The 17,228-nt window shown below is 64.9% G+C and carries 14 protein-coding genes; 4 read left to right on the top strand and 10 right to left on the bottom strand.

The genetic code is table 11. From position 1 onward, the window contains the following. Positions 1-22 precede the first annotated feature (22 nt). Positions 23-556 (bottom strand): nucleoside deaminase, encoded by a 534-nt coding sequence (locus NCR37_RS18915; protein WP_250474370.1) that lies wholly within the window; start codon positions 554-556, stop codon positions 23-25. 843 nt (positions 557-1,399) lie between these two features. After that, positions 1,400-2,005, bottom strand: a complete 606-nt coding sequence (gene wrbA / locus NCR37_RS18910; protein ID WP_250474369.1) for an NAD(P)H:quinone oxidoreductase — start codon at positions 2,003-2,005, stop codon at positions 1,400-1,402. A 155-nt stretch (positions 2,006-2,160) separates the two neighbouring features. Between wrbA and NCR37_RS18905 the strand changes: the two genes are divergently transcribed. Beyond that, on the top strand, positions 2,161-3,462 hold the full coding sequence (locus NCR37_RS18905; RefSeq protein ID WP_250474368.1) for an FUSC family protein: 1,302 nt from the start codon (positions 2,161-2,163) through the stop codon (positions 3,460-3,462). 1 nt (position 3,463) lies between these two features. On the opposite strand, the gene zwf is transcribed toward NCR37_RS18905, so the two are convergent. The 4 genes from zwf to NCR37_RS18885 form a co-directional block, all read right to left on the bottom strand. Then, the gene (gene zwf / locus NCR37_RS18900) at positions 3,464-4,939 is read right to left on the bottom strand and encodes a glucose-6-phosphate dehydrogenase (protein ID WP_250474367.1); all 1,476 of its coding nucleotides are present in this window, start codon (positions 4,937-4,939) and stop codon (positions 3,464-3,466) included. A gap of 181 nt (positions 4,940-5,120) precedes the next feature. Then, positions 5,121-6,020, bottom strand: coding sequence for a LysR family transcriptional regulator (locus NCR37_RS18895; protein WP_250474366.1), 900 nt, complete (start codon positions 6,018-6,020; stop codon positions 5,121-5,123). Between the two features lie 77 nt (positions 6,021-6,097). Continuing rightward, positions 6,098-8,176, bottom strand: coding sequence for a 2Fe-2S iron-sulfur cluster-binding protein (locus tag NCR37_RS18890; protein WP_250474365.1), 2,079 nt, complete (start codon positions 8,174-8,176; stop codon positions 6,098-6,100). A gap of 22 nt (positions 8,177-8,198) precedes the next feature. Further along, complete coding sequence (locus NCR37_RS18885; RefSeq protein ID WP_250474364.1) at positions 8,199-8,819, bottom strand: glutathione S-transferase family protein; 621 nt, start codon at positions 8,817-8,819, stop codon at positions 8,199-8,201. Positions 8,820-9,049: 230 nt separating this feature from the next. On the opposite strand from NCR37_RS18885, the gene NCR37_RS18880 reads away from it, so the two are divergent. Continuing rightward, a complete protein-coding gene (locus NCR37_RS18880) occupies positions 9,050-11,074 on the top strand; it encodes an AI-2E family transporter (RefSeq protein WP_250474363.1) in 2,025 nt (674 codons plus the stop codon). Here the strand turns inward: NCR37_RS18880 and NCR37_RS18875 are convergent. The 4 genes from NCR37_RS18875 to NCR37_RS18860 form a co-directional block, all read right to left on the bottom strand. Then, a complete protein-coding gene (locus tag NCR37_RS18875) occupies positions 11,071-11,304 on the bottom strand; it encodes a hypothetical protein (RefSeq protein WP_159839271.1) in 234 nt (77 codons plus the stop codon). The genes NCR37_RS18880 and NCR37_RS18875 overlap by 4 nt on opposite strands. A 164-nt stretch (positions 11,305-11,468) precedes the next feature. Next, on the bottom strand, positions 11,469-12,260 hold the full coding sequence (locus NCR37_RS18870) for a 3-hydroxybutyrate dehydrogenase (protein ID WP_250474362.1): 792 nt from the start codon (positions 12,258-12,260) through the stop codon (positions 11,469-11,471). Positions 12,261-12,324: 64 nt separating this feature from the next. Beyond that, a complete protein-coding gene (locus NCR37_RS18865; protein ID WP_250474361.1) occupies positions 12,325-13,122 on the bottom strand; it encodes a GNAT family N-acetyltransferase in 798 nt (265 codons plus the stop codon). Between the two features lie 630 nt (positions 13,123-13,752). Further along, complete coding sequence (locus NCR37_RS18860; protein ID WP_250474360.1) at positions 13,753-15,153, bottom strand: GntP family permease; 1,401 nt, start codon at positions 15,151-15,153, stop codon at positions 13,753-13,755. Positions 15,154-15,431: 278 nt separating this feature from the next. Between NCR37_RS18860 and NCR37_RS18855 the strand changes: the two genes are divergently transcribed. Together NCR37_RS18855 and NCR37_RS18850 are read left to right on the top strand one after the other, a co-directional pair. Then, positions 15,432-16,874, top strand: a complete 1,443-nt coding sequence (locus NCR37_RS18855) for a sigma-54 interaction domain-containing protein (RefSeq protein WP_250474359.1) — start codon at positions 15,432-15,434, stop codon at positions 16,872-16,874. A gap of 99 nt (positions 16,875-16,973) precedes the next feature. Continuing rightward, positions 16,974-17,228 (top strand): hypothetical protein, encoded by a 255-nt coding sequence (locus NCR37_RS18850; protein ID WP_175940781.1) that lies wholly within the window; start codon positions 16,974-16,976, stop codon positions 17,226-17,228.

Here is a 17,228-nt window from a genome sequence, read left to right as displayed (position 1 = left end):
GCGCCCTGCTGCGTGCGCCGATTCATCGCGTAGACCAGAAGGCGCGCTGCACGCGCAGCACTTCTTCCTCGACTTCGGCGATCGGGCCGATCAGCTCCACCTGCTTCTGGCAATGGTCGAAGACATAGCGCGACGAGACGCTCATCGTCGGATTCTCCGCGTGATTGCCGGTGGCTTCGAGCAGGCGCTCTTCGGTCAGCCCGTAGACCACGCGTCCGATGTTGGCCCAGTACGCCGTTCCCGCGCACATGCAGCACGGCTCGACCGATGTGTACAGCGTGCAACTCCACAGATAGTCCGGCGTGAAGTTGAGCGCCGCGACGCGGGCCAGCACCGATTCCGCGTGGTTGACGGTATCGACGTTGCCTTGCTCCATCAACACGCTTTGCTGATCCGGGCCGACGAGAATCGCGCCGAACGGATGATGTCCGAGCAACGTTGCGCGCTCGGCGACAGCGCTCGCATGCCGCAGATGCCGGATGATTTGCTCGCGCGTGGGCGTGAGGCCCTGCGGTGGCAGGTTCTGGTCGTGCGAGGCGGAGGCGGTCAGGCTCATGGTGGCGGCTTTGGCAAAGGTGAGGAGTTACGGGATCCGGTTGCGGTGAGCGTTTCCGGGAGCGTCAGTGCTCGGTCGACGCGCGTCTTCGGTTCGAAGGCATCGCAACTTTCGAGCAACGGTAAAGCGTCCTCGAATCCGACGCAACCGTCCTCGACACAAGGCGGCGCGTGATCGCGTTGGTGCAACGAGCAACGTCGCGCCGTCTGCGCTTTCGCACACGCGCCGGCTGCGATAGTCATGCGATTCTGCGGGCGCATGCGGCGTGGCGTTTGCAGATCTCAAGCGATGATCCGATTAGGCATCCAAATTGAACCAGTCGAAGGCGCGAACGCCGCACGTCGAGAACATTGTGCGTCGTTCGGTGTGGCCGTCTCAAGACGTTGTGCGAATCCCGGACGATGTACATGGTCCGGTTGCCTGTGCAGTTGCTGCCGTTCACCTGATAGATCGCGGCGGTCCGCGCCGCAGCCGGCGACAGATACAGCTCTAGATGAGTTCCGCGCTTTCGCCGCACAGCGTATCGGCGCGTTAAGTGTCGGCACTCGCGTAATCGAGATCACGGCAGCGCGCCGTCGAGAATGCCCGCTTGGAGCCGGGAATACCCGCTTTCATGCGACCATGAATGAATAAGAGAACGGACCGGCGTAAGAAGCGGCCGGTCCGGTCGCGCCTTGCAGTGGCAGGCAGCAAGGCGCGACGCTCTCGTCATGCAGCGAGCGTGCCAATCCCCGCGCGACGGCTTGCAGCAAGGCGAGCGCGAGCGCCGAGCATCGCACCTGTCGCATAAGCGCCGACAGACTGAGTCAAAGCGTGTCGGCCCGCGCCAGTCAGTCGAGCGGCTTACTTGCCCGCGATCTTGACTGCCAGTTCAGCCACGTGCTTGCCCTGATAACGCGCGATGTCGAGTTCGTTCTGCGTCGGATGACGCTTGCCGTCGGCACCGACAATCGTGGTCGCGCCGTACGGCGTGCCGCCCGAGATTTCCGACATGCTGGTGAGCGCGGCGCACGCGTACGGCACGCCGGCGACGATCATGCCGTGATGCAGGAGCGTCGTGTGAAACGACGTGATGGTAGTTTCCTGCCCGCCGTGTTGCGAAGCCGTGGACGTGAACACGCTGCCGATCTTGCCGACCAGCGCGCCTTTCACCCAGAGGCCGCCCGTCTGGTCGAGGAACGTGCGCATCTGCCCGGCCATGTTGCCGAAGCGCGTGGGCGTGCCGAAGATGATGGCGTCGTAGTTCGCGAGTTCGTCGATGGTGGCCACGGGCGCCTGCTGGTCGAGCTTCACGCCGATGACGGCGGCCTGATCCGCCGGAATGGTTTCCGGCACGCGCTTCACCGTGACCTCGACGCCCGGTACGCCGCCCGCGCCTTCCGCGACGGCGCGCGCCATCGTTTCGACGTGACCGTACATCGAGTAATAGAGCACCAGTACTTTCGCCATGAGATGTCCTCGTCGTGGCGCCGGTTGAACGGATTGTCGGGGCCGCGCACTCAACCATAGCATCGGCGTCCCGAAGCTGCCGGATGCGCTCGCGATGCATTGCGCTCGTGCCGATCCGCGTCTACGCTCAGACAAGAACCCCGCCACCGCCGACGATGCCGAACGATCATTCCACGATTCACCACCCATCCGCCACGGCCGCCTCGTCGCGCGGGGCCTTCGCGGCGTTCGACACGCTCGCTGCTCTCGTGCGCGAGGCATTCGTGTCGCTCGGGCGCGAACTCGCCGCCCTCCGGCCGACGCCCGCCCGCGCGTCCTTCGCGACGCAGGCGATGGCATCCGTCGCGCTCGCGGTGGCGCTTGCGTACGCCTTTCGACTCGAACACATCTGGTGGGCGGCGATCAGCGGCTTCGCGGTCATGCAGTCGAAGTTCTCGGCTTGCGCGCAGCGTGGCGTGCATCGCGTGCTCGGCACCATCGCCGGCGCGTTGCTCGGCGCGACGGCGGGACCGCTGATCGGCGATACGCCGTGGCTCTTCGTGCCGTTGCTGGCGCTGATCGCGGGCGTGTCGGTGTATCGCGCGCTTGCGTCGGATGCCGGCTATGCGTGGGTGCTGGGCGCCGTGACCTCACTGATGGTGACGTTCGAGGCGCATCGGCTGGCGTCGGCCTCGGCGACGGCTTCGTTCGCGTTGCTGCGCGTGGCCGAAGTCGTCGTCGGGACGCTCGCGTGCGTGGGCGTGTCCGCGCTCTTTCACGCGGCGGCGCAGCAGTATCGGAAGTCGCGGGGCGCGCCGCCCGTATCGAGCGCGAGGGCGTCGTCGACGGCGGATCGCGTCGATGGATCGAGCCACGAGACGGCGGCCGTCTCGGTCATTCCGTCGAATGCGACCACGAGTCTGCAGGCACTCAGCGCGAAGCAAGAAATGCAGTCCGCCCGCGCCATGCGCAAGCGCCTCGCGTGGCATGCGGCGTGGTCGGTGGCGATACTGGCGTCGGTGGCGTATGCGTGGAACTTGCCCGGCTTCGCGCAGGCGATGGTCACGGCGATTGCCGTGTTGATCCTGCCTGCAGCGGCGTTCGGCAAGCCGACGCGGCGGCCTATCGCGTCGCGCATGGTGCAGCGCATGCTCGGCTGCCTGATCGCGGGCGCGGCGAGTCTTGCGCTTTTGCCGCTGATCGGCGACAGCGACATCGCGTGCATGCTCGCGCTATGCGCGGGCGTGTGGATCGGCTGTCATGTGCAGACAGGCACGCACGGCGCGAGCTATGTCGGGCGGCAGTTCACCATCGCGTTCATCATGGTGTTCGTGCAGGATCACCAGTGGTCGTCCGATCCGATGCCCGCGGCGCTTCGGCTCGCGGGCATTCTGTGCGGAATCGGCGTGCTTGCGGCGGTGATGGCCGCGGAAAAGGCGCTGGCATCGCGGCGCGCGGCGCGCCCCGCGATGCGCTGAATCAACCTTCTTCCGCCCACGCGAGATTCTCCCGCGCCATCAACGCGGAAGACGCCGCCGGCCCGAACGTGCCCGCCGTGTAGCCGCGCGGCCGGTCGCCGAGTTCCTTCCAGCCGTTGAGAATCGGCTCGACCCACGCCCATGCCGCTTCCAGTTCGTCGCGGCGCATGAAGTGCGTGAGCCGCCCGCGAATCACGTCGATCAGCAAGCGTTCGTAGGCTTCCGCGCGGCGCTGGGTCATGGCCTGCTGAAGATCGAGATTCAGGTTCACGGGCAGCATCTGCATGCCGCTGCCGGGTTCTTTCGCAAGCATCTGCAACTGGATGGACTCTTCCGGCTGCAACGTGATGATGAGACGGTTGCCATAGTTGCGTGGCCCGCTCGGGATGATGGAAAACGGCAGGTCCGCGAAGTCGATCACGATTTCCGAGCGCCGCGTCTGCATGCGCTTGCCGGTGCGCAGGAAGAAGGGCACGTTGGCCCAGCGCCAGTTGTTGATATGCGCGCGCAATGCGACGAACGTCTCCGCTCGGCTGTCGGGCGGCACGTTGTCTTCCTGCAGATAACCCTTGACCGGCTCGCCGCCCACCGCGCCCGCCGCGTACTGGCCGCGCACGGTGTCGCGGGCGGTGTCGGAGACGGTCATCGGGCGCAGCGACTTAAGCACCTTCAGCTTTTCGTCGCGCACGGCGTCGGGATCGAGCGAAACGGGCGGCTCCATCGCGACGATGCACAGCAGTTGCAGCAAGTGGTTCTGCACCATGTCGCGCAGCGCGCCGGTGTGATCGTAGAAGCCCGCGCGGCTGCCCACGCCCACCGTTTCTGCCACCGTGATCTGCACGCTTTTGATGTACGGCGCCTGCCACAGCGGCCCGAAAATGGGATTGCCGAAGCGCAGCACCATCAGATTCTGCACCGTTTCCTTGCCGAGATAATGGTCGATGCGGTAGATCTGGTCTTCCTTGAAGTGCCGGCCGACCGCGTCGTTGATGGCGCGCGCAGAGGCGAGGTCATGGCCGAGCGGCTTTTCGAGCACGACGCGCGCTTTATCGTCGACGATGCCGGCCGCCGAGAGGTTGTCGCAAATCGTCGTGAAGAGCTCGGGCGAAGTCGAGAGGTAGAACACGCGCTGCACGTTCGGACGCGTGGCTTCAGCGAGGCGGCGGAAGTCGTCGGGATTCTCGACATCGACGCGCACGTAGTCGAAGAGCGCGAGGAATTTGTCCCAGGACTGCGCATCGAAAGCCCCCTCGTCGATGAACGGACGCGACTGCTTCTCCATGAAGTTCTTCAGATAATCTTCGCGCGTCCAGTCCTTGCGGCCGATCGCGAGAATGCGCGTCTCGGCGGGCAGGTTGCAGTGCGAGTGCGCCATGTAAAGCGCGGGCAGCAGCTTGCGCGCCGCCAGGTCTCCGCCGCCGCCGAAGATGATCATGTCGAGCGGGCGTTCATTGGTGGGAGAGGTCGGGTTCGTCATGGTGCGTGAGCCGTTGAGGTTCGGAAGAGCCGGTTCGTCGAGCCGGAACGCGGCTGGGAGCGCAAATACGCCGAAGAGAGCTATGTTGCATGGTTTGCCGCCATTTTGCACGGCTCGCGCGCTAACGGGCGTTCGATTCCTCAAAGATTCACGAAGCCGCCACGCGCTTCGTTTAGCGCGATCAGCGCAACGATGCATCCGAGCGCAACGTCGCCACGGCCAGATCGAGAAACGCGCGGACCTTCTGCGTGACGTGGCGTCCTTCGCGATGCACGAGATGAATAGGCAGCGGCGGCGGCTCGAATTCGTCGAGAACGATCACGAGCCGGCCTTCGCTTACGTGTTGCGCCACCTGATACGACAGGAGCCGCGCGATACCGAAGTCCGCGAGCGCCGCATCGATGGCCGAATCGTTCGTCGTCGTGATGAAGCGCGCTCGCGTGCGGACGATCACGGTGCGATCGCCATCGTGAAGACGCCATTCCGGCGGCGACGACGATCCCGTAGACGCAATGATCGTGTGCGCGTCGAGGTCTTCCGGGCGCGATGGCGTGCCGTGCTTCCCGAGATAGGCGGGCGACGCGCAGAGCACGCGCCGCACGCGGCCGACTGGAATCGCCTGAAGCGACGAATCCGGCAGCTCCGCGATGCGCACGGCCACGTCGATGCCCTCGTCGACGAGATTCACCACGCGGTCGACGAACCAGCAGTTCGCATCGGCCTCGGGATAACGCGAAAGATAGTCGAGCACGATGGGCGTCACATGCAGCCGGCCGAACAAGACGGGCGCGGTTAGCGAGAGCACGCCGCGCGGCGATGCATGCGTGCCTCGGGCGGCGAGCTCGGCGGTGTCCACTTCGCCGAGAATGCGCCGGCAGTCTTCGAAGAAGCCGCTGCCGGCGTCGGTCAGGCGCACGACGCGCGTGGTGCGCGTGAGCAGGCGCACGCCGAGCCGCTCTTCGAGTTCGGTCACGACGCGGCTCACGACCGAAGGCGAGACATCGAGCTTGCGCGCGGCCGACGCGAAGCCGCCTGTTTCGACCACCGTGACGAAGGTCGACATTGCCTGAAAACGGTCCATGTCGGATGCGGGAAGCGGGCGAGAAAGTTGCCGTGCATTCTCGTGCATGCCGGGGCGTCCCGCAATCGCGCATTGCTTTACAGATCGAGTTGCAGCGGGGCGTCGGCGTCCGCTGAGGGGCGCGCGCAGCAGATCAGCGCTTCGTCGTCATTGACATGAAACGCCGGCTCGCTCGCATACGACACCGCGCCGCTCACGATGCGCGTTCTGCACGTCCCGCACGTTCCGCCGCGACAGTTCGATTCGGTTTCCACGCCGCACGCTTCGGCCAGTTCCAGGAGCGTGCCGCTCGCGGGCTGCCATTGCGCATCGCGGCCGGATTTCACGAAGCGCACAGGCACGGCTTCGGTGGCGGGCGGGCGCATCGGCTTCACCTCGACGCCGCGATCCGGCGAGCGCACGAGCGACGCAGGACCGAACGCCTCCGCATGAATGCGCGTATCCGCAACGTTGAGAGCGCGCAGGCCGTCGTAGAGCGATTGCATGAACGCGCCCGGTCCACACAGATAGAAGTCGTAGTCGTTGAACGGCAGGAAGCTCGTCAGCAGATCGATGTCGATGCGGCCCGACACGTCGTAATCGCGCTTGAGTTGCGCGCCTTGCGGGTCGCTCAGCACGCGTATCACGTTGACCGCGCCGCCCGCGCTTTGAGCGAGCGCGTCGATCTCGGCGGCGAACGCGCGGTTCGCAAGCGTGCGCGCCGACGCGATCAGCCAGACCGGACGCACGCGCCGCTTGCGCAGTCCTTCATAGACGACGTGGCGCAGCATCGCGAGCATCGGCGTGATGCCGACGCCCGCGGCCAGCAGCACGGCGGGGCGCGCTTCGAACGGATCGATCGTGAAGCTGCCCGCCGGCTGCCGCGCTTCGATGATGTCGCCCACTTTCAGCGCGTCGTGCAGATAGGCGGACGCGCGGCCTTCGCGCTTCACGCTGATGCGATACACGCCGTCCGCCGGGCCGACCGACAGCGTGTACGTGCGCACGAGCGGCCTTGTTTCGCCCGGCAGCGTGACGCGCACCGGCAAATGCTGGCCCGCCGCGTGCGGCACAGTGCCCGCGCCATCCGACGGTTCGAGCCAGAACGAGCGGATCACGTCGCTTTCATCGACGATGCGGCTCACGCGATACGGCCGCCACGCATTCGCGAGCGCCGCGGCCTTCATGCGCTGCGCGGCTTCGTTCCAGTCGCCCGTCATCAGCGAATTCGGCGACCAGCCTTCGCGGCGAAACGTCCAGCGCAGCGGCAGCGCGTCTTCGCGCAGCACAACGCGGCGCGGCACGAAGCGCCACAGGCGCTCGGCGCCCTGAAAGGCGGCGGTTTCGGCCGAGTCGAGCAGCACTTGCGCATCGCCCGTGAGTTGCAGGACGTCGCCGGTTTCGAAGTCGGCGAACACGAGTCCCGCCCGGCCGTTGACCGCGATATTGCCGAGCGTGTTGAAGAACAGATTGCCCGCGAAGTCGGGAATGGTGAGCGCGCCGTCGTCGGACACGCGCACGAAGCCCGCCTTGCCGCCACGATGCGACACGTCCACCTGACGATGCCCGTCCTCGCGATCGAAGTACGACGCGACGAAAAACGTATCGGCGCGCTCGATCATCGCCCGCATGCGCGGCGACTGCGCATCGAGCGAAACGGGACTGGACGGCGAGGGCGCCGACGCGTCGCGCACGAACGCGAAGTCGCGCAACTGAATGTACTGCGGACAATTGCCGAAGCTCTGCTCGACGGCCACCTCGAATGCGTGCGCATGAGCAGCGTTGTCGCGATGAATTGCGCCGTTCACGCGATTGCGCCGCCGCGTATGCATCTCGATGCCGAGCAAGCCGACCGACGCGCCGTCCGCAAGACCCGCGTCGGCTGGGTCTAGCGGATCGCGAACGTGCTCGACGGAGAGCGTGGTCGCATCAGGCGTGCTCAAAAAGCCGGGGCTGCCGGTCAGAAACGTGGCCCAGGCGTCGCCGTCGGCATCGACCGTGCCGGCGACGATGAACGGCAACTGCGCGAAGAATTGCCGATGTTGTTCCGGCATGAACCGGCGCACGACGCGCTGTCCGACGTCGTGCATGCGCTCCGCGACGCCAGCGGCGGTTTGCATCTCGACTTCGCCGCGATGCCAGGGCGAAGGCGCGGTAATCGAAGCGGTGGCAGGCATGATCGTCGTCTCCGGCAAGGGGTCAGGCGCGCAGGCCAGCGGCCGTCTTCTGGAATGGCACGAAACCCGGCAACGCCTCGATGCGAGCGAGCCACGCCAGCACGTTGCGATAGCCCGACAGATCGACATTGCCTTCCGGCGCGCCCGCGATGTAGCTGTAGAGCGCGATATCCGCGATGGTCGGATGCGCGCTGCCGATATCCGCGATCCAGTCGCGGCTTTGTAATTCGTCGTCGATCACCTTGAGCACCGCATGCGCGCGGGCGATGACTTCATCGACGTCGAACTTGCTGCCGAACACCGTGACGAGGCGCGCGGCCGCCGGCCCGAACGCGATCTGCCCCGCCGCGACCGAAAGCCAGCGCTGCACGGCGGCGGCTTCGGCGGGCGTTTCGGGGAGCCATTGCGTCGCGCCCGCGTTCTTGGCGATGTAGACGAGGATCGCGTTCGAGTCCTGAATGACATGCTCGCCGTCTACCAGCACGGGCACCTGGCCGAAGCGGTTCAGGCGCAGGAATTCGGGCGATTTGTGCGCGCGGGCGCCGAGATCGACTTCCTCTTCGTCGTGCTCGATGTTCAGCAGATGCAGAAAGAGACGAGCGCGGTGCGAATGTCCGGAAAGCGGGTGATGGTAGAGCTTCATGGCAACTCCTCTCATGTAGACCACCGGGGAAATCCCGGTCGCTTAAGAAGAAGTATGGGTTTGTGCGTCATGAAGCAGAATACGAGCGGAAATCAAATCACTGTTCTCGTTCCCAGATCAATCCGCGGGCGTTCTCCCGTATTCGCTCACCATTTGGAGAAACGCTCCCGAAAACGCTCACCGGCACGCGCCTTGCTTCGTTCGGAAAGTATTTCCTACGAGCCGACTCCATGCCTCCACTTCCCGGCCCACGCCGGCCTCCTGCGAAGATCCTGCCGCCCGACGCGCCGGGCCTGCGCGCGCTGGCGTCGCTGGTCGCGGTCGTCGTCGTGATTTGCGCCCTGTATTTCGGGCGCGCAGTGATGATCCCGATCATCCTCGCGATCCTGCTCAGTTTTCTGCTCGCGCCGTTCGTCGATTTCCTGCGGCGGCTGCGCTTCGGTCAGGTGCCGTCGGTGATCGTGGCGGTCGTGGTCGCGTTGTCCGTGCTCACGGCCGTCGGCGCGCTGATCGGCGCGCAGGTCGCGCAACTCGCGAGCGATCTGCCGAAGTATCAGGTGGCCGTCGAGCGCAAGGTGGACAGCGTGCAGCGCATGACGGTCGGGCGCGCGGACGCGTTTCTCGGGCACGCGTCGCGTGCGTTGAAGCGTCTGTCGCCGGCGCGCGAGCAGGAACCCCACGCGAACGAGGACAACCCGGCGGCTTCGCCCATCGATCAGCCGATGCCCGTCGAAGTGCACGAGCCGTCGCCGTCCCCGCTGGAACTCGCGCAGCGGTTTCTCTCGCCCGTCATTAGTCCGCTCGAAACCACGGGCATCGTGCTCGTCGTCGCAGTGTTTATCCTGTTGCAGCGGGAAGACCTGCGCGACCGGCTGATACGCCTCTTCGGTTCGCGCGACCTGCACCGCGCGACCACCGCGATGGACGAAGCCGCGCGCCGCCTCTCGCGTTATTTTCTGGCGCAACTCGGCATCAATGTCGGCGTGGGAATCGTCATTTGCATCGGGCTCGCGGTGATCGGCGTGCCCGGCGCGCTGCTCTTCGGCGTGATGACGGCGCTCCTGCGCTTCGTGCCGTATGTCGGGACGTGGATTGCCGCGTTGCTCGCGGTGATTTTCGCGGCGGCCGTCGGGCCGGGCTGGACCATGCTGATCTGGACGATCGTGCTGTACGGCGCGACCGACATCATCGCCGGGCAGGTCGTCGAGCCGCTCCTGTACGGACACAGCACGGGACTTTCGCCGTTCGCGGTGATCGTCGCGGCGATTTTCTGGAGCTGGATCTGGGGGCCGATCGGCCTCGTGCTTTCGACGCCGCTCACGCTTTGCCTCGTCATTCTCGGGCGACACGTGGACCGCCTCGAATTCCTGGATGTGCTTTTCGGCGACCGGCCCGCGCTGACACCGGCGGAAAACTTCTATCAGCGCCTGCTCGCCAACGATCCCGACGAGGCGCTCGTGCAGGCGGAATCGCTGCTGAAGGACCGCTCGCTCGTCGCGTATTACGACGAAGTCGCGCTCGAAGGCTTGCGCCTCGCGCATAACGACGTGCTGCGCGGCGTCGTGACGGCGGACCAGTTGAAGCGCATCAACGAATCGGCGCTCGACATCATCGAAGGGCTGGAGGACGCCGAGGACGTGACGCCCGTGGTTCAGCGCAAGGAAGAGCCGCTCGTGAACCTCGCCGCCGACGACACGGCAGCAATCGCATCGGAGACGCCGCCCGAATACTTCGACGCGGGCGCGGAAGGGCACACGGCATCGGTGCTGTGCATCGCCGGGAGAAGTCCGCTCGACGATCTCGCCGCGACCATCGCCGTGCAGCTTTTCCGCAAACACGGGCTGGGCGCGGATCTGACCGGCTACGAGCGGTTCTCGCGCGGGCGCTTCGGCGAAGTGGACTTGTCGGGCGTGACGATCATCTGCGTCGTCTCGTTCGATGCCGCCGAATCACCGCCGTATCTGCGCAATCTGCTGCGTCGGCTGCATCAGCGCGCGCCTGCGGCGGAGTTGATCGTCGGGCTCGTGGTCGCGGAGAGTCCGCTGCAAGGCGAGGTGCTCGTGCGGACGAGTTCGGCGGCGGTGTCGTTCAAGGAACTGGTCGATGCCTGCGTGGCGGCCGCGCGCCGCCAGTCCACCGATGGCGTGTCGTGGGCCGGCCTCGAATCGCAGGCGACGGCGCCCGCGGTCGACGACCGCAGCCGCGCCGCGCAGGCCGACGTGCCCGCGTTGCGCAACGTACTGGGCGACGCCTAGCGGTTGCCGTCGAAGAGATCGTTGAGCATGGTGTCGAAGGAGGCCTGCGCGTCTTCGAGTTCCTGCAGCGCGGCGTCGAACGTCTGGAGCGCCATCTGCGAGGGCCGTCCGTCGCCTTCGGGCGGGAACTGCTTCTGCAGCGCGACGAACGCGGACTGCACTTGCCGCGTGGCGTTGACGATACGTTCCATCGCGCGCGCTTCTTCCGCGCGATTGTTCTCAGCGGTCATCGGAGACACTCCTCGTTGGCAATGTCCCGATAGTACCAAGCGCGGCGCGCTTGCAGGCTGCGCCGTCATGCGACTTCGTGCGTCTGGTCAGACGCTGCTCCGCGTTGCTTCCGTCGTTGAACGGCGCGACGCCGCCCCATGCAGCGGGGCGGCGCGCGACGCGCTTACTGCGCGCTCCATCCGCCGTCGATCTGCAACGCCGAGCCGCGCATCTCGCTCGCGGCATCCGAGCACAGAAACACGGCCATGTCGCCGATCTGCGTCGGCGTGACGAACTGCGCGGACGGCTGCTTTTCGCCGAGCAGTTTCGCGCGGGCGGCGTCGGGCGAGAGCGATTCGCGGGCGGCGAGATCGTCGATCTGCTTCTGCACGAGCGGCGTCAGCACGAAGCCGGGGCAAATGGCGTTGACGGTCACGCCCGTGCGCGCGTTTTCCAGCGCCGCCACTTTCGTGAGTCCGAGAATGCCGTGCTTGGCCGCGACATACGCCGACTTGCCCGCCGAGCCGACGAGCCCATGCACCGACGCGATGTTGATGACACGGCCCCAGCCGCGCTCGCGCATGCCCGGCAGCGCGACGCGCATCGTGTGGAAAGCGGAACTCAGATTGATCGCGATAATCGCGTCCCAGCGTTCGACCGGAAATTCGTCGATGGTCGCGACGTGCTGAATGCCCGCGTTGTTCACGAGAATGTCGAGCGCGCCGAAGCGTTCCGCCGCGAACGCGATCATGGCCTCGATCTCGGCGGGCTTGGTCATGTCGGCCGCGTGATGCACGGCCTTCGCGCCGGTTGCCTCGATCTGCGCGAGCGCGCCGCTCACGTCGCCGAAGCCGTTCAGCACGAGATTCGCGCCCGCTTGCGCGAGCGCGGTGGCAATGCCGAGGCCGATACCGCTCGTCGAGCCGGTGACGAGCGCGGTCTTGCCGGCCAGATTGTTCGATGCGGATTGAGTCATGAGCAGTTTCCTTTTTCTGTAGCGCTGCGGATACGACTATCTTCGAGATTCATTAAACGGACAGCTAATCGCTTTCAGGCGTCGCCGGCGCCACCGATTTTCTCACGACGCGATTCACGACGCGCATGGCGCGTTCCCGCGTCTGTTTGACGAATTGCTTCGTCATATAACCGGTTTGTCCCCATGGCGTCGCGAGCACCATGAATGACGACATGGGATACGACTCGCCGCCGCTCCAGGACGTTTTATAGCGCTGCTCGCCTGGACCGAAGTCGAAGTCCAAATGATGTTCGAATGCCCATTTCACGCATTCATCGACGAGAATGGTGCCGGGTGAAAATTTCTTGAGATTCAAATCGTAAGTAATCGCGATGAGATAGAAGGTATTGCTATTCATCGAAACGATATTCGCCGCGACCGGCTCGCCATTGAACGTCATGACGAAGAGCCGAAAGATTCCGGACGCCGCGGCCGGGCCGGAAAGAAGCGCCTTCCAGAATTTGAGGCTCGCATCGGAAAATGTCCATAGACTCTCTCCGACTTTCTCGGTCGCCCACTTTCGCTTTTGAACCACGAACCATTCGATGAACGATTCGAGGCGCGGATCGGAAGCCTCGACTAATTCGATTTTGAACTGTCCTTCCTTCGCCAGCCGCCGCTTGAGGTACTCCGGCTTGGTCTTTTCTCTTCCGGACCGCGAGCGGCTGAAAGCATCCCATTCTTGAACGCCGCGTAACGCCGCGTAAGGCGTGAGGTCCTCTTCTTCGCGGCGAATTACCGCATGGCGCTTGACGCACGCATAGAGCGGCGAAGTCTTGCGAATGCGCCATAACTCGAAAACGTCGGCGCGCGTGGCGCGCACAGTCTCTTTGTACAGCGCTTCGACGATTTGCTGCGCGTCTATTTCCGGAGCGACGAGAATATCGCTCGGCGAACGGTTTTGCGGTGTCAGCGGTTCAGCGAATTTCCAGCAATTGCGATAAGACACGAGCAACGGCCACACGGCCACCATTTTTCCATTGCGCCTCGCGACGACGCAATGCGGTTTGCGCCGCGTGCCGACGTGTTCGCACATCAGGCTGCTATAGCAATACTCGAACGACTGAAAATATTCGCCGTCGATACGGCGATATAATGCGCTCCATTCCGCTTCGAGAGCGCGAATGCTTTCAGGATCGCGGCAGTGCTCGAATGTCAGAGACTGATGGGCGGATGTCGGGTTATCAGCGCGAGAGACGTTTTCTTTTTCAGGAGTCAGATTCACGTAAAAGCCCGCGATTGAGATGTTCCAGATTAAGCGTGAGCAAATGCTTACGCTGGATGACACTGTCGTCTCGTCATTTTATCAGGCATCAGTTAATCGAGCGCATAACTGGCGCATTAGATACTAAATGACCGACTATCGGGCGGTAATGAGGGTAAACCTGCTCGTCTTAATCGGACAAAAAATAGCGGATGGCCGCCGCGTTAAAGCGTGCGGCCATTCGACCCATTACACGATACGGGTCGCGTAGTACACGCCGATGACGAAGAACACCGCAAGCGTCTTGATGACCGTGATGGCGAAAATGTCGCGATAGGACTCACGGTGCGTGAGGCCGGTGACCGCGAGCAGCGTGATGACCGCTCCGTTGTGCGGCAGCGTGTCCATGCCGCCGCTCGCCATCGCGACCACGCGGTGCAGGACTTCCAGCGGAATATGCGCGGCTTCAGCGCCCTTGATGAAAACATCCGACATGGCGGCGAGCGCGATGCTCATGCCGCCCGACGCGGACCCGGTGATGCCCGCGAGCGAACTTACTGAAATCGCGGCGTTGACGAGCGGATTCGGAATGCTCTTCAGCGCGTCCGAGACGACCAGAAAGCCCGGCAGCGCCGCGATCACGCCGCCGAAGCCGTATTCCGACGCCGTGTTCATCGCGGCGAGCAACGCGCCCGCGACGGCGGCGCGCGTGCCCGGCGCGAAACGTTCCTTCACGCGAGAAAACGCCGTCACCAGCACGAGCAGAATGCCGAGCAGCAACGCGCCCTCGACCGCCCAGATCGCGATGACCGGCTTGATGGCCGTGGTCACGGGCGTGTGCACGCCGGGCAGCGCGTTCGGCGCGACGGTATAGCTCGCGCCGTACCACGTCGGAATCCAGCGCGTGAGCGCGAAGTTCGCGACACCCACGAGCACGAGCGGCGCGACCGCGAGCAGCGGATTCGGCAGACTGGCGGACTCGACGCGTTCCGGCTCGTTCACGAGCGAGGTGCCGTAGCCTTCGCCCTTGGCCATGGCCGAGCGCCGGCGCCACTCCAGAAACGAAAGCCCCACGACGATGATGAACACCGAGCCGATCACCCCCAGCCACGGCGCGGCCCAGCCGGTCGTCTTGAAGAACGTCGTCGGGATGATGTTCTGGATTTGCGGCGTGCCGGGCAGCGAATCCATCGTGAAAGAGAACGCGCCGAGCGCGATGGCGCCGGGCATCAGTCGCTTCGGGATATTGCTCTGCCGGTACATTTCCGCTGCGAACGGATACACGGCGAACACGACCACGAACAGCGACACGCCGCCATAGGTGAGCAGCGCGCACACGGCGACGATCACCGCATTGACCCGCGACTTCCCGATATAGCGGATCGCGGCGGCGACGATCGACTCGGAAAACCCGGACAGCTCGATCACCTTGCCGAATACCGCACCCAGCAGAAACACGGGGAAATAGAGCTTCACGAAGCCGACCATCTTCTCCATGAAGATGCCCGAGAACACCGGCGCGACCGCGGCGGGATCGGTGAGCAGGACGGCTGCGAGCGCGGCGATCGGCGCGAAGAGGATGACGCTGTAACCGCGATAAGCGGCCAGCATCAGGAACGCCAGGGCGGCGAGCACGATGAGGAACGACATTGAGTCTCCATTAATGGTTGTTCTTTGAACTTCGTCCACGGCTTCTTACGGCGGGCCGTCGGCGGCGGGCAAACATGCAGCTTCCGTGCCAATGGTCGTGAACGCACACTGGCGCACGCTCAAAGGCGGGGCGACCTGCGGGAAGCCGCCCGATTGTCTCCGAAAAGAGACGGCCAAGCTAACAATACGCCTGTCGCCTCGGCTCTATCAGGCTGTCGGCTGTCTCCGATCTGAGATACGCTGTCGCCAACAAGAGAAAACACCGGAGACAAGCGCCGATGCGCAACGACTGGATCAACGTACCCGCCGACTACAGCGACGTCATGCGGCGCGCCATGGAGTCGCTCTTCAAGACGTTCGAGAACCTGAGCGAAGGCACTTTCATCGTCGATGCCGACGCCCGCGTCGTCTGGATCAACAAGCGTTATGCGGCGCGCTTCGGCTTTTCCGATCCGACCGACGCCATCGGTCTCGACTGCGAAGCGGTCATCCCGAACAGCCTGATGCGCGAAGTCGTCGCGACCGGAAAGCCGATTCTGCTCGACGTGCTCGAGACGGACCGCGAGCCGCTCGTCGTCACGCGCCTGCCGCTGAAGGACGATCAGGGCGCGACCGTCGGCGCGATCGGCTTCGCGCTCTTCGACGAGATGAAGGCGCTCACGCCGCTCTTCGCGCATTACTCGCGCGTGCAGCAGGAATTGATCGCGACGCGGCAGTCGCTCGCGCAGGCGCGGCGGGCCAAGTACACGTTCGCGAGCTTCGTCGGCACGAGTCCGGCGAGTCTCGAAGTCAAGCGGCAGGCGCGCCGCGCCGCGCTCGTCGATTCGCCCGTGCTGCTGCTGGGCGAAACCGGCACAGGCAAGGAATTGCTCGCGCACGCGATCCACGGCGCATCGACGCGGGCGGCCAAGCCGCTCGTCACCGTCAACGTGGCGGCGATTCCGGACACGCTGCTCGAAGTGGAATTCTTCGGCGCGGCGCCCGGCGCGTACACGGGCGCGGAACGCAAAGGGCGCGTCGGCAAGTTCGAACTGGCGGACGGCGGCACGCTGTTCCTCGACGAAATCGGCGACATGCCGCTGCCGCTGCAGGGCAAGCTCTTGCGCGTGTTGCAGGATAAGGAGTTCGAGCCGCTCGGGTCGAACCGTATCGTGCGCGCGGACGTGCGAATCATCGCGGCGACGTCGGCGGATTTGCCCGCGCTCGTCGCGGCGGGGCGCTTTCGCGCCGACCTGTTTTATCGGCTGAACGTGCTGACGATCCACGCGCCGCCTCTGCGCGAGCGGCTCGGTGACATCGAGGCACTCGCGTACGCCATCCTCGAAGACCTGTCCGGCGAAGCGCGCACGGGACGCATTCGCCAGTTCGTGCTTCACGACGACGCGCTGCGTCTTCTGACCGCGTGCGCGTGGCCCGGCAACGTGCGCGAGCTGCGCAACACGCTCGAACGGGCGCTGATGCTCTCGGACAGCGAGCATATCGATGCGCGCGCGCTCGCTCCTTTCATCGATTCGAAGCCGGCCGCGCTGCCCGCGCGCGCTGAAAAGGCGCAAGCGGAAGCGGCGGTGCCGTACGCGCAGGCGATGAACGACTTCGAGCGCCGCTTTCTCGCCGACGCATTGCGCGCGAGCGGCGGCCGCGTGGTGGAAGCAGCGCAACGCATCGGCATCGGGCGGGCGACGATGTACAAGAAGATCGCGGCACTCGGCATCGAGGTGTGAAAAGCGCGTCGCGCGCCGTAAATCGACGCGAAAGCTCCGCGTGGCATACTCGCGAAGCGACGCAATCAAGAATAACGACCTGAAAACAAGGGGTGCGGGATGAAGCTCGGCAAGGCAATCGGCCATATCGTCATGCTCGCTGCGAGCGCGTGGGCGCTCGGCGGATGCAGCAGCGCGCCGCCGCTTTTTTCCGCCGACGGCCGGCCGACGCAACTCGTCACCTGTCCGGCATATGGCGGCTGGCGTCTGTGCACCGATAACGCGAAGGTCGCGTGTCCCGCCGGCTACGACGTGCTCGATCAGTCGAGCGACAACAACCAGAATTCGCTGCTGCTCGCCTGCAAGGCGAACTGA

Source organism: Caballeronia sp. GAFFF1 (genome assembly GCF_023630705.1).
Classification (GTDB): domain Bacteria; phylum Pseudomonadota; class Gammaproteobacteria; order Burkholderiales; family Burkholderiaceae; genus Caballeronia.
The sequence above is the reverse complement of the archived record's forward strand: the minus strand, read 5'-3'. Positions and strand labels throughout refer to the sequence as shown.